At 52.8% G+C, this 12,977-nt stretch carries 12 protein-coding genes and 1 pseudogene; 8 read left to right on the top strand and 5 right to left on the bottom strand.

Going from position 1 to position 12,977, the window contains the following annotated elements; translation table 11 throughout:
* Positions 1 to 363: 363 nt before the first annotated feature.
* Complete coding sequence (locus H7C19_RS06005) at positions 364 to 1,773, top strand: type I restriction enzyme HsdR N-terminal domain-containing protein (RefSeq protein WP_185141680.1); 1,410 nt, start codon at positions 364 to 366, stop codon at positions 1,771 to 1,773.
* A 103-nt stretch (positions 1,774 to 1,876) separates the two neighbouring features.
* On the top strand, positions 1,877 to 3,085 hold the full coding sequence (locus tag H7C19_RS06000; RefSeq protein ID WP_185141679.1) for a DUF6161 domain-containing protein: 1,209 nt from the start codon (positions 1,877 to 1,879) through the stop codon (positions 3,083 to 3,085).
* A 177-nt stretch (positions 3,086 to 3,262) separates the two neighbouring features.
* Here H7C19_RS06000 and H7C19_RS05995 read toward each other — a convergent pair.
* The 3 genes and pseudogenes from H7C19_RS05995 to H7C19_RS05985 all read right to left on the bottom strand — a co-directional run.
* Positions 3,263 to 3,418 (bottom strand): annotated as a pseudogene (locus H7C19_RS05995) (tyrosine-type recombinase/integrase); the annotation flags it as partial.
* A gap of 261 nt (positions 3,419 to 3,679) precedes the next feature.
* The gene (locus H7C19_RS05990) at positions 3,680 to 4,048 is read right to left on the bottom strand and encodes a DoxX family protein (protein WP_185141678.1); all 369 of its coding nucleotides are present in this window, start codon (positions 4,046 to 4,048) and stop codon (positions 3,680 to 3,682) included.
* Positions 4,049 to 4,134: 86 nt separating this feature from the next.
* Positions 4,135 to 5,013 carry a sigma-70 family RNA polymerase sigma factor gene (locus H7C19_RS05985; protein ID WP_185141677.1) on the bottom strand — a complete coding sequence of 293 codons (879 nt, stop codon included), beginning with the start codon at positions 5,011 to 5,013 and terminating at the stop codon, positions 4,135 to 4,137.
* Between the two features lie 234 nt (positions 5,014 to 5,247).
* On the opposite strand from H7C19_RS05985, the gene H7C19_RS05980 reads away from it, so the two are divergent.
* Together H7C19_RS05980 and H7C19_RS05975 are read left to right on the top strand one after the other, a co-directional pair.
* Positions 5,248 to 6,132 (top strand): helix-turn-helix domain-containing protein, encoded by an 885-nt coding sequence (locus tag H7C19_RS05980; RefSeq protein WP_185141676.1) that lies wholly within the window; start codon positions 5,248 to 5,250, stop codon positions 6,130 to 6,132.
* Positions 6,133 to 6,249: 117 nt separating this feature from the next.
* Complete coding sequence (locus H7C19_RS05975; protein WP_185141675.1) at positions 6,250 to 7,533, top strand: glycoside hydrolase family 27 protein; 1,284 nt, start codon at positions 6,250 to 6,252, stop codon at positions 7,531 to 7,533.
* Between the two features lie 65 nt (positions 7,534 to 7,598).
* Here the strand turns inward: H7C19_RS05975 and H7C19_RS05970 are convergent, their stop codons facing one another.
* Positions 7,599 to 8,594, bottom strand: coding sequence for an aldo/keto reductase (locus tag H7C19_RS05970; protein WP_185141674.1), 996 nt, complete (start codon positions 8,592 to 8,594; stop codon positions 7,599 to 7,601).
* 111 nt (positions 8,595 to 8,705) lie between these two features.
* Between H7C19_RS05970 and pdxR the strand changes: the two genes are divergently transcribed.
* From pdxR to H7C19_RS05950, 4 genes are all read left to right on the top strand, one after another.
* Positions 8,706 to 10,121: a MocR-like pyridoxine biosynthesis transcription factor PdxR gene (gene pdxR / locus H7C19_RS05965; protein ID WP_185141673.1), complete on the top strand. Its 1,416-nt coding sequence runs from the start codon at positions 8,706 to 8,708 to the stop codon at positions 10,119 to 10,121.
* Between the two features lie 88 nt (positions 10,122 to 10,209).
* The gene (locus tag H7C19_RS05960) at positions 10,210 to 11,373 is read left to right on the top strand and encodes an acyltransferase domain-containing protein (protein ID WP_185141672.1); all 1,164 of its coding nucleotides are present in this window, start codon (positions 10,210 to 10,212) and stop codon (positions 11,371 to 11,373) included.
* A gap of 143 nt (positions 11,374 to 11,516) precedes the next feature.
* The gene (locus H7C19_RS05955) at positions 11,517 to 11,657 is read left to right on the top strand and encodes a glycine zipper domain-containing protein (protein WP_185141671.1); all 141 of its coding nucleotides are present in this window, start codon (positions 11,517 to 11,519) and stop codon (positions 11,655 to 11,657) included.
* Positions 11,658 to 11,812: 155 nt separating this feature from the next.
* A complete protein-coding gene (locus H7C19_RS05950) occupies positions 11,813 to 12,640 on the top strand; it encodes an alpha/beta hydrolase (RefSeq protein WP_185141670.1) in 828 nt (275 codons plus the stop codon).
* Positions 12,641 to 12,662: 22 nt separating this feature from the next.
* Here the strand turns inward: H7C19_RS05950 and H7C19_RS35410 are convergent, their stop codons facing one another.
* Complete coding sequence (locus tag H7C19_RS35410; RefSeq protein ID WP_185141669.1) at positions 12,663 to 12,971, bottom strand: hypothetical protein; 309 nt, start codon at positions 12,969 to 12,971, stop codon at positions 12,663 to 12,665.
* Between the last annotated feature and the right edge of the window lie 6 nt (positions 12,972 to 12,977).

Below are 12,977 nucleotides of genomic sequence, written 5' to 3'. Positions count from 1 at the left end.
GTATCGGGCGCGCCAGATGATAAAATGACGAGAACCGCGATGAATCGCGGTTCTTTTTGTTTTGTATGGGTGTGTGAGTGCGAATCGCTTGCTGGCGAAATTAGTGGTTCTGTTGCCCTGAGGACAACAGCAAACAGCAGTGGGCATCCAGGTTGTTCAAACCTAAATGTAACCTTTACAACCATTTAGTTGCATGCTATATTTCAAATACTACTAATATTATCCATTTTTGCGCAAGCTAACTTTACTTTAAATGCATTAATTTAAGAAAGTATGCAAAAAACAAAATAAAACTAATATTTCATTTATTTTTATTTCAGATAAAACATAATTATTAATAAGACGTTTCTTTGAGGTGATGACGTGATAAATTTATCAGATCTTAAAAAAGTCTTTGATGAATTAAAGAATTTAAACGAAGAAAATATAAAAATAAAAATAGTAGTAGAACTATTTAAGCGATTAGGGTATGACTCGAACAATTTTATCTTTGAACATCCCGTTTACCATCGCGATAAGAGGGTCGATTTCATATATGAGGATGTAAGTAAGCAAGCCATTTATTTTGAAACTAAGCGAGGAGATAGAGATTTAACTGCAAGAGATATTGTTCAATTGGCTAGTTACTTGCACATTAGAAATATTGAGTGGGGATTTTTATGTAATGGGAAAAGGTTAATACTACTTAACGATAGAATTCAACCTACTAGTCAGAATGAAACTTCACTAGAAGATAAGATAGTATTTGATTTAAATATCTATTCGTCTAGAGATAAAAAGACATTAGATTTTATAACACATGCCTCCTTGTTACAAATGCATACTACTAATTACTTTAGAGATGTAGCACAGTTCAGGGCAATAAAATTCCCGTTAGGCAGTGGAAGCTGGAGAGTTTATAAAAGTACCTTAATGAACTTTTATACTTATTATGCTGAGCGTGAAAAAAAGTATCGACCATTAGAACAAGTCCGCATTGATGACTTTGAAAGATATCTGAAATATGACCAAAAAAATAAAGAAAGCCATAAAAAGAGCGTTAATTCAGAACAAACATTTAATAATAAATACTCTCATCTACGTTCGATGTTTATAGAACTAAAGAAAAGCGGTATTATCGCATCACATCATTTCGATCAAGATCGAAATAAGTTAATTACCGCTCTAGACACAGTAGATGTTTCGAAGAGTTCCGACCACTTAAATTTAATTAACTTGAAATCAATTATTAGATTCTTTCTTGATTCAGAGAACTCTATTAGAGACGTTACTATGCTACTTCTTTGTGTTTATCTAGGGTTAGAACGTTCAACATTAAGGACTTTGAAATGGAGTATGTTCAATACTCAATTTACTATCCTTAAACTTTCCGAAAGAACAATTACACTACCTTCACGCATTACTCATTATTTAAAACTATTGCGTGAAGACATTAATACTAAAGGAATAAAAGGAGAATATCTCTTCTACACAAGGTATTGGAAAAAATTTAACATATTTAGCGAAACTGCAATCAATGAAATATTCGCTAGACTACAAAGGATAGATAATGAAGATCCTAGTTGGAAAGTTTTTTCTCCCCAATATTTTCGTATGAACATGCCAAGGATTCTATTTCAGAATGGATACTCTATTGAAGAAATATCTTATCTTTTTGGATTGGATTTACAAAGCCTGTCAAAGTTAATCACTCAGGAAGATATTTATGAAAAAGTTAAAATAATAGGTTCGGAACAGATTAATAAACATCCTTTTGGGGTCGTTCTAACTTAGCCACGTACCACCTAATTACATCTCGACATTGGTTTCTCTATTTGGCTAATGTATTACAACAACGTTGAGTTATAGTACAAAAAATAGAAAGGAGATACATCAGATGACAAAGCAGTTGCTGGATGAATTCTTTCTAGGTCTAAACGTTTCAATTACCCTGTTTCCTGAACAGAGCACTAGATCTTATAAAACCATAGATAAGTTTCAAGAGTTTATCATTAAAGAAAAAGAGTTCTGGCAGAGTGTCAATTCCGAAGTTGGAAGCAGATTTCAATCAATTGAAGATCAAATCAATAATGCGATTCGATATGCAGAATCTAATAATATGAGTCAAGCGCAAAGTTGTGCCTCACAGGCATTAAGTTTGGCGCAACAAAACAGTTGGCCAACAGTATACTCGAAAACAGCCGCCGCCCAATTTATTAAAAAACAAATACAAACAAATTCAGCCCGTGGGGATGCTGCAATATACTACCTTCTGAGAGGACAAATGCCAAGCTCTAACAGTATCGATTACTTTAAAGGGTATGTGGATGCCTATATTTTTGAAGAATCCGCAAGATCTTTCAAAGAAGCTGCTGCGACACATGAGACAACACTCACTGAACTACATACTGATTATCAGAATAAGCTTAATGCTCTCGATGGTGATTATCATATTATCACAACGAGTTGGAATACCGAGTTTAATAATGCAGTGACCGCTTGGGAGGTCGGAGTCGAGAACTTCAAGGGAACAACCACAGAATGGCGCGACACCATTGAAAAAGAAACAAGAGATAAGCTTGATAGAACATTGCGTGAACTTGAGCAAATTCGTAAGACATATACGGAAAAACTTAGATTAGAGGGACCTGCTACATATTGGAAAGAACTTGAAAAGGAGTACAATGAGTCGGGTAACAGATGGAGATGGTGGGCGGTTGGATCGACAGCTATTTTCGTAGTTATTCTAACTGTTATTCTTTTGATTCACCCCGATTCACAATTTATTACAAATGGAGCTCTAGACGTTAATTCATTAAGGAATGCTTTGGCATTCACGATAATCACTTCAATTTGCATTTATCTAACAACGCTTTTTGTAAAACTCTCTGTCAGCTCATATCATTTAGCTAGGGATGCAAAAGAACGATATCAATTAACTCACGTTTATTTATCGCTGCTTAATGAAAGTGCGGTTAATGAGGTAGAACGAATTACTGTACTTCAATCAATATTTAGTAGATCTGACACGGGGCTGCTTAAAGGAGATAGTGGACCAACAATTCCCGACAGCCTTACCCAAATTATTAAGTTATTGAGAAAATAATAACAATTGACGAGTTAGATAGGAATTTCTTTGTAGCCACTTACGGTAACACCGCTTCAACCATCCGGCCATTAGAGCCTCGGTCTCCATGCAGAGATTGACCCTCCAGTTGCTTGGAGGGTCTGATTTGTTGTGTGTTCATCTTTATGCCAACAATTGCTCCAACGCCACCGTTATTCATTCCTCCATCTGCGGCGTTACATGGGAATACGTGTCCAGCGTCATATTGACCGTGCTGTGCCCTAGCCGCCTCGAAACAGCCTTCATCGTGTTAATTCCTGCCTGCAGCAACAGCGTGACGTGGGTATGACGCAGCGCATGAAAGTTGATCTTTACTCACACCGTTTACCTTCAACAACCTTCTCCCTTTGATAAAATTGTTCGGAAAGACAAAGTTGCCGTCATACGTGTGAACGATAAAATCCTTTGGCTTATCAAACAGTCCCTCGTCTACTTAACCTCTTTTATCGTTAAGATGTCTCACATTTTTGATAATCGTCAGTTCATTTACAATTCCTTGCTCGCTCAAGTAGGTTCGTGACACAAAATAAAAATAGCAGCGAGGCCTACGCCTCACTGCTATTTTTTGCCCGGTTATGCAAAAGGATGTATCAGTTCGTCTGCATGAATGACGATAAGCACGATATTGATGGTTGCAAACACCAAGGCGGGCGACGATTTGCCAATCGGGTCTTTGGCCTTGAGATGCACGAAGAATGCGGCCACCATCGTAACGCCCAGCCAGATGCCGGCCCATCCGATCGCCCCCGCGTACCAGTAGCCGACGATGAGGACGGCGGCGCCGGCTAATTGGACGAAGCCCGTGACGACGCGGAACCATTGCGGCAGTCCAAGATGCTGGAACATCTCGCTCCAATATTTGGCTCCGACAACCTTGGCGGTGCCCGAGAAGAGATAGTATAAGATCAGTAAAATTTGCAATACGATCGAAAGTACGGTCATTTTCGAAATCCTCCCATAAATTTTAGGAATGTGGTACCATATCTTCACTCGAATGTGGAGGGCGTCAGCGGCAGCGTATACGCCCGTCATTCGCTTAGAACGGCCAGATCGAGCTGCTCAACCCGTGCCGGATCGTCGACCTGATCGATCGCGACGATCTTCCCGTCAGCGTAAGTAAGCACGAGTACGAGCAACAGCCGTCCATGCGGAGCGACGATGATGCCGACATCTCCGTTTACTAGCGCCGGGCGTGCGGCGCGGGCGCGTCCAAACATAAGCATCTTGGCTACGGTCTGCGCACCGCGGATCTCGCTGGAAGGGTCTGGCGACACGGCTGCGCGGTCGTTCCGCAACACGACTTCCGGATCTAGCACCTCCAGCAGCGCTTCGAAGTTGCCGGTGCGCGCCGCGGCGAGGAAGGCGTCGACAAGCGTCCTCTGAACGCCGAGATCGGCCTTGGGAGCTGCCTCCGCTCCTTGTACGCGGCGGCGCGCCCGGCTCGCCAACTGCCTTGCCGCAACCTCGGAGCGCCCTACGATGGGTGCGATCTCTGTGAAAGGGATGGCGAATATGTCGTGCAGCACAAACGTAATGCGCTCGACGGGATTCAATTTACCGAGCACCACGAGCAGCGCAAGACCTACGGAATCGGCCAGCAGCGCTTCGTGCTCGGGATCGCCTCCGGCCGTACGGCCCACGACCCGATCCGCTTCATACCCCTCAATGGACTCTTCGCGCCGCGCTTTACGCGAGCGCAGCATGTCAAGACACACCCGGGAGACGACCGTCGTCAGCCATCCGCAGATATTCTCGATCTCGCTCCGATCGGATCGGCTAAGTCTGAACCAAGATTCCTGGACAGCGTCGTCCGCCTCGCTCAAGGATCCGAGCATTCGGTAAGCTACAGCCTGCAAATGGGCTCTGTTCTCTTCAAACTGCTCCGCCAACCAATGATGTTCGTTCATCGGCCACATTCCTCTCTTCTATGCTCTCATAAGGATGACGAATGATATCGGACCGGTGTGACCGATAAACCGATGATCTAAAATAAAATTCTCATTCGATCGGGAATTCCATAACTTGCACATCCCCAATTATAAATAGAAGCGGTACACGGCGCGATGACAAAGAGGATCTCGGTCCCTTAAAATAATAACAATGAGCCTGCCGACGCCTTGTCGCGGAAGGGAGACGACGAGATGACCAACGCCACCGAATACGGCACCTACGGCTTCCGGTTCGCCGAATCCCCGGAGCTGCCGCTCTGCGGCTTATTCGCCGTCGGACGAGAACGGGAAGCCTGCGCTTCTTATCGCTGGGACGGCTTGACGCGTGAAGACGGGCCTCTTCTGCTCTTTCAGTACACGCTGGCGGGCGAAGGCGCCGTCGAGATCGGGGAGCGGAAGGAAGCCGTCGGCGCGGGCAGAGCCTTCCTCGTCGACATCCCCGGCGACCACCGCTACTACTTGCCGGCGGACAAGCCGGAATGGGCCTTTTATTTTCTGCTGTTCCGGCCCCGTCTCGTGATGCCCGCTTGGGAGGCGATCAAGGCCAAGCTGGGCGATGTGGTCGATCTGCCTGCGGGCAGCGCCCCGATCCGCCAGCTGCGGGCGATCTTCGAAGACGCGCGCGACGGCAAGATCGCGGACCCCTATTCGGCATCCTCCCACGTGTATCAATTCGTCATGGCGCTCGCCCGCTTCGCGTCCTCTCCCGACCGGGGGCAAGAAGCGTGGCCCGCTGCCGTTCGCTCGGCGGTCCGCTACATCGATACGAACTACGCCGGGATGATCGGCCAAGCGCAGTTGGCCGCGGAATCGGGACTGTCCAAATACCACTTCCTCCGGACGTTCTCCCGCTACGTCGGCCTGACGCCAATCGATTATGTGAACCGCGTGCGGATCGAACGCTCTATCGAGCTGCTCGGCCGCTCCGACTGCAATATCGAGGCCATCGCCTCCGCCGTCGGGTATTCGAGCGGCAGCTATTTTATCAAAGTGTTCCGCAAGCTGACCGGCCAGACGCCAGGGCAATTCCGGGAGGGTCGGCAGCTTCCGTACAGCCGGCTTTTCTTCGACACCTAATCATGCAGCAATTCCGTGCTATTCATCGTCCAAAATTACGGTATTCAGCTTGATCCGGCGGCATTATGATGAGGACACAACCGCAATTATATCTCTTCGCATAGGGAGTGTGTCCGCTTGAATCATCACGCGATCGCCCCAACGCCGCCGATGGGCTGGAACAGTTGGGATTGCTACGGAGCCGCCGTGACGGAGAAGGAAGTCCGCGCCAATGCCGACTATATGGCGAAGCATCTGAAGGACTTCGGATGGGCATACGTCGTCGTCGATATCCAATGGTACGAGCCGGGAGCCGTCTCTTCGCAGTACCGTCCGTTCGTGCCGCTCGAGATGGACGAATACTCGCGATTGATGCCGGCTGTGAACCGATTCCCGTCCGCCGCGGACGGCCGAGGCTTCAAGCCGCTCGCCGACTACGTTCACGGTCTCGGTCTCCAATTCGGCATCCATATCATGAGGGGCATCCCGCGCCAAGCCGCACACGCCGGAACGCCGATCAAAGGCGCCTCCGTGACCGCGCGCGACATCGCCCACCCGAACTCGATCTGCCCGTGGAACACCGACATGTACGGCGTAGACGCGATGAAGGAAGGCGCGCAAGCCTACTACGACTCGCTGTTCGAGCTGTACGCGGAATGGGGAGTCGACTTCGTCAAGGTCGACGATATCGCCGCCTCCCGGCTGTACGACACGCATCTCCCGGAGATCGCGATGATCCGGGAAGCGATCGACCGCAGCGGCCGGCCGATGACGCTGAGCTTGTCCCCGGGACCGGCTCCGCTCGCGCACGCGGACTTCCTGGAGCGGAACGCCAACATGTGGCGGATGACCGACGACTTCTGGGATTTGTGGGCGCTGCTGCTCGACATGTTCGACCGTTGCGAGAAGTGGCAGGGACGGACGGGCCCGGGGCATTGGCCCGATTGCGACATGCTGCCGCTCGGGCATATCGGCATCCGTTCGGTGGACGGGGGCGGCGCGGACCGTTGGACCCGCTTCACGAAGGACGAGCAGGTGACGATGATGACGCTCTGGACGCTGTTCCGCTCGCCGCTGTTCTTCGGCGGGGAACTGAACGACAACGACGACTGGACGCTATCGCTCCTCACCAATCGCGAGGTGCTCGCCATGCACCGGGACGGGATGGAGGCGAGGCTAGTATACCGCACCGGCGATAGCATCGTCTGGACGTCGAAGGGGCCGGACGGCGTCCGCTACGTCGCGTTGTTTAATACCGGCGCAGCGCCGCTCCAGGTCGGCGTCACGTTGGACGCGCTCGGATGGAGCGAAGGCGCTGCTTCGGCGCTGGATATGTGGGCTTCGGAAGCACTCGGAACGGTCGGGGAACGCTTGGAGCTAGAGGTCGCCTCGCACGGGGCGAGGCTGATTAAGCTGTCCTAGTTGCATAGCCAAAAGACCGCTCCCTTGCCTGAGGGAAGCGGTCTTTTCATTAACATGCGCGAAGCTCATTGCCGCTGCAGCATTAATTGCTCGATCTGCCGCATCTCATCCGGCGTCAACGGTCCGAAATCCATCGCCTTGGCATTCTCCGTCACCTGACTCACGGTGCGGAATCCCGGGATCGGGACGGCGTGCGGGCTCTTGGCCCAGAGCCAAGCTAATGCACCTTGGGCCAGCGTCCGGCCGTTTGAAGTCAGAATCTCCCGCATGGCTTGCAGACGATCGGTCATGTCCGGAGACGGGACGCCGTCTTTGAAGTAGATCAGCCAATCCAGGTTATTTCGGCGCCGGATATCCTTCGCATCCCCGACCGTCGCATCGGCGGCGTACTTCCCCGTCAAAAGCCCCATCGCCAGCGGGCCGCGGTTGATGCTCGCCAGCTCATGCCGCTCGCAGATTTCCAGCATGTCGTCATTGTCGCGGAAGAGGTTCAGTTCATGTTGAATCGCCGTGCAGTGCTTACTTTTCGCAAAAAGCAGGGCCCGGCTCGGCAGATCCGTCGACCATCCGAACGAGCGGATCTTGCCCTCGGCTGCGAGTTCCTCCAACACCTCCAACACTTCATGCGCCAGGTGCTCCGGGTAATCGCCAAGATGGAATTGATAGAGATCGATATAGTTGGTTCTCAGTCTGACGAGCGATGCTTCGCAAGCCCGCCTGATGTAGGCGCGGCTCGCATTCTCCCCCGTGGCCTCCTTCGTCTCTTCGTTCGTCATGAATCCGAATTTGGTCGCGAGGATGACATCGCTGCGCCGGCCTTGCAGCGCATGGCCGATGACCCGTTCGCTATGGCCGGCTCCGTAGTTGTCCGAAGTATCGATGAAGTTGATGCCTGCGTCGAGCGCACAATGAATCGCCGCGATCGATTGTTTGTCGTCGACCTCCCCCCAGCCGAAAGGTTCGCCCGTCTCCGCATCATGCCATGGCCCTCCGATCGCCCAGCCGCCAATGCCCAATGCGCTTACCTCTATCCCCGATCTTCCCAATGTTCGTTTGAACATGAACGACATCTCCTTTTATCGAAGCTTTATGCTCAGTATAATGAGAGCTATGGGTCCTCATAAGAGCCAAATTTACGCTAAATTGAAGAACCAATTCAAAGGAGCGTGGACATGTTCGGATTCATCCCGGCAGCGGAAGGCGGTTCGATCTTAAGCCAATTGTGCGCTTTCTTGCGCGAGGGCATCACGTCCGGCAAGCTCTCTCCCGGCATCCGACTGCCCCCGACGCGCAAAGTCGCCCAGGAGCTGCGCATCGCTCGCAACATCGTCATCGAAGTCTACGAGCAGCTCGCCGCAGAGGGATATTTAACTTCGCGCGTCGGCTCCGGAACGTTTATCGCGGAAGGCATTCAAGTGGAAGCTGCGCCCCGGTTGCGGTCAGAACCGGTACCGATACCGGAATCGGCCCTATCGTCCGGATCGAAGGAGAATGTGATCGACTTTGACGCGGGTACGCCCGATCTCCGCTTGTTTCCTCGCCGACTCTGGCATAAATACGTCAAGGAAATAATGGACTATGGGGCCGACGTTGCGTTCGATTACGGCGATTATCAAGGCATTCGCGTGCTTCGAGAGGAGATCGCCCGATATGTCTACCGCGTGAAGGGCATCCGCTGCAATCCGGATCAGATCCTCATCACTTCAGGCACGTCGGAAGGGTTGATCATGCTGGCCTCTGCCCTCTCGCCCTTGTACCGAACGGCGTATGTCGAAGATCCGACGATCGGATTCGTCCCGGATGTGCTGGAGCGCCTGCATTATGACATCCATCCCGTCCCCGTTGATCAGCATGGGATGTCGTTAAGCCGCATCTCTCCAACGGATCCGGCGGGCTTGATCCTCCTGACGCCATCCCACCAATACCCGACCGGTAGCATTCTCTCTATTCAACGGAGACAGCAAGCGGTGAAGCTGGCTGAAGCGGCGGGGCACTACATCGTGGAAGACGACTACGACAGCGAGTTCCGGCACAACGGAGGTCCGGTTCCGCCGCTCCAACTGCTGGCGCCCTCTCGCGTCATCTATGCGGGCACGTTCAGCAAGACGTTGTCGCCGGCCTTGCGGATCGGATTCCTGATCGTCCCTCCTCCGCTCCTCGAACGCGTGCTGCAGACGAAGGCAGGCTTGAATCTGACTGCTTCGGGCATTACGCAATTCGCCTTGGCCCGGTTCATGGCAGACGGTCACTTCGATCGGCATGTTCACAAGATGAAGGCGATCTACAAGAAACGGCGGATCTTCCTCGTCGAGCAATGCCAACGGCGGTTCGGGGATCAAGCGCAGATTCTGGGCGATGAGGCGGGGATGCATGTACAGATTGCCTTTGGGGGAGCAAGATACGCCAACATCGACTGGCAGCGGAGTGAAGCCTACGGCATTCGGCTCAGTTCGCTCGACGACTACGCCAGGATCAAAGGCCGGCTGCCCGGCAAAATGGTGCTCGGCTACGGGAAGCTGACGGAAGAGGAGATCGGCGAAGGGCTGCGGAGGCTGCATGCGTTCGTTCAATCGCACACTCAACCGTAGACAACCTCCGAATCAACCCCCTATAATCTGCAATATGATGCTGAATTCAGCCAATCTCTGGCAAACGCCGCCAAACAAGGAGATTCCCATGACAAATAATCGGAATATGGCTTTGTCGTTGTCGTCTTTGAATGCCGCTAACGACTTCCCGGATCCCGCGTCCATGCAGCGCATCTGCGAAGCCGTCCGCTTCCCGGAAGACGTCGCGAACGCGCTCCGCGAGGAAGCCGAGCGTATCGCGCAGGACCCTGAGCTCGCCGAGACTGCCGGACGATATCTGCGCGAGCTGTTCGCCGGCGGCGGCCGTCCCGCCGACGACGTGAATCAGGAGCTGCTGGACCTCGGAGCAGATGGCGAGATGCTGGCGGCTGCTGTCTATGCGGGCGCGATTCCGCAGCTGTGGGATCGTTATCGCCAGCGGAATATCCCCGCTGAAGTGCTCGTCGATACAGTCCAGGATATCGTCATCTGGATGGAGACGCACCGCAAGCGCCACGGACGCTGGGGGCTCAGCGAGCTGGGTTGGCTGTATCTGCATATGAGCGGCGAGCTCTTCCGGCTCGGCCGGCTTCAGTTCCACTTCATCCCTAACCCCTTCGAAGTCAAGGTGTTCCGGCATCGGGAGACCGGGGAAGTCGCCGTATTGTCGGATGCCGGGATTCGCTACCGGGCGGATGGGCAGGTCGACGGCACGAACGGCGTCTCCGATCCCGAGGGCGGCTGGACATCGGCGTATGACTTCGACGGCCGGCACTACCAAGGGAATCCGATCTCGCGGCTGAGCGCGACTAGCCGGTCTCCCGTTCAGCTGGCTGCCGGCGAGTGGGAGCTGGTCCTGCAGAAAGGCGATATCGTCCTGAACGTGCACATCCCCGAGGGCGGACGCATGTCGCCCGAGACGTGCCGCGACTCGTACGCCCGCGCTTCCCGCTTCGCGGCCGAATACTATCCGGAGCAGCCGTTCGGCGCGTTCGTCTGCGAGTCCTGGCTGCTCGCGCCGCAGTTCCAGGCGCTGCTGCCGGCGGACGCGAACATCGTCCGCTTCCAGCGCGACTATCATCTGATCCCGGTCCTGGCGAATGAAGGCCAGACGCTGGAGCGCGTCTTCGGCTTCGGCACGAAGCTTGACGGCCTACCGGGCTTGCTGCCGCAGTCTTCGCTGCAGCGCGCCGTCTACGATCATCTGACGCGAGGCGGGCAGATTCACAATAGCGGAGGGATTCTGCTGAAGGGAGAGGCCATCGTAGACTAGTCTTGGGCGGCCCATTCACATATAGCCGCAACGCGAGCGCACAGCTTTGCATTGCGGTTATTTCGGATATATAGGATCGTGATTCATCGCAACCAATGGACATCTCTTCCGTAATCCTTACTAACAGCCTGGAGGTGTCGATCATGCGAACAAATAAGAAAGCTTCGGCTCTCGGTGTAGGAATCGCGCTAGGCGTGGTGTTCGGCCTCTTGATTCACAACCTGGCGTTAGGGATCGGGGTTGGCGTCGCCATCGGGATTGTTATGAGCAGTCGGGCGAGATAATTCGTTTTTCCGGCCGGCGCATCCGCGGATATCCATTCATCCCCTGCCCCTTGCGCATCCGGTGAGTGATTTGGGAGTATCGCTTGCTATGATGCGTTCGATAAGTGACGGGACCGTCGCCAGAAGGATCGGTTACCGGCAAAGGGGGATTCGGGTTGGAAGCCGCAGAAGGGATGTTCCAGGGACATCAAGGAATCGAGCTGTTCTACAGAAAAATCCCGGCGTCAGGTGCGCCTGCCAGAGGAGCGGTCATCGCCGTTCATGGGCTTGGCGACCACAGCGGAGGCTTGCAGAACCTGTGGGGCATGTTGACGGAGGGCGGCTATCACGTCTACGCCTTCGACTTGAGAGGACACGGCAGAAGCTCGGGGAGCAGGGGTTTTATCCGCGATTGGGAAGAATATCGAGGCGATCTGCATGCGTTCAGGACGATGGTCGCTTCCGAGATCGCAGAGCTGCCCCTCTACTTGGCCGGACATAGCCTTGGCGGCGTCGTCTGCGCGGATTATGCGCTGTACCACGGTCGCGAGCTCTCGGGGCTCATGCTGATCGCGCCCGCCCTCTCGTATGAAGCTACTTTTTGGGAGAAATGCCTGATCGCATGCATGGCGCAGATAAAGCCCGATCTGACCGTTCGCAAACAGGGGAGCGCGGATGCATTGACGTGTATTCCCGAGATCCGAGCGCGGCTGGTCTCGGATCCTTGGCGGCACAACGCGGTAACGCCGGGCCTGGGTCTTGGACTTATGCGGGCGATCAAGCGGATCAGGAGCCAGGCCCACGCCATACAGGTCCCCCTGCTGCTGCAATACGGACTGGACGACGCGATTACGCCGCCCGCCCAGCTGCAGGCGTTCTTTGATACCGTCGGCATCGCGAACAGACAAAAGTTCGAATACGAGGCGGTGCGGCATCGTCCTTTTGAAGATGAGGGACGGGAGACTTTTGGCGCGGATCTGCTCGGTTGGCTGAACCGGCACTAGCGATAGAGGAAGTACGACTTTCTTAAGAAAAGGTGATCCTATCGGCAACATCGACAAACGCAATCGCCTCGACGAAGAGGTATTCGACTATACGGCCAACAAGGACAACAAAGTCTTCATCACTTGGCACGGCAAGCAGGTCAAGATTCTGTCGGGCAAGGAAAGCGAGAAATTCCTGAGCCGGATCGCCGGCAAGGAACATAAAGAGGCCCAATTGATCATGGCGAAGATTACCGGCAACCTCAAGCGCGGGAACGAAAAGGACAACAAGTAAAAACGGTTGCGCCGTCTTCCCTGACGAGGCGTGAAACTTATTAATGCTGTATGACAAATATAA

Origin of the sequence: Cohnella nanjingensis (assembly GCF_014212125.1) — a bacterium.
GTDB lineage: Bacteria > Bacillota > Bacilli > Paenibacillales > Paenibacillaceae > Cohnella > Cohnella nanjingensis.
Note: the sequence above shows the minus strand (reverse complement) of the source record. Positions and strands in the feature narration are given on the sequence as shown.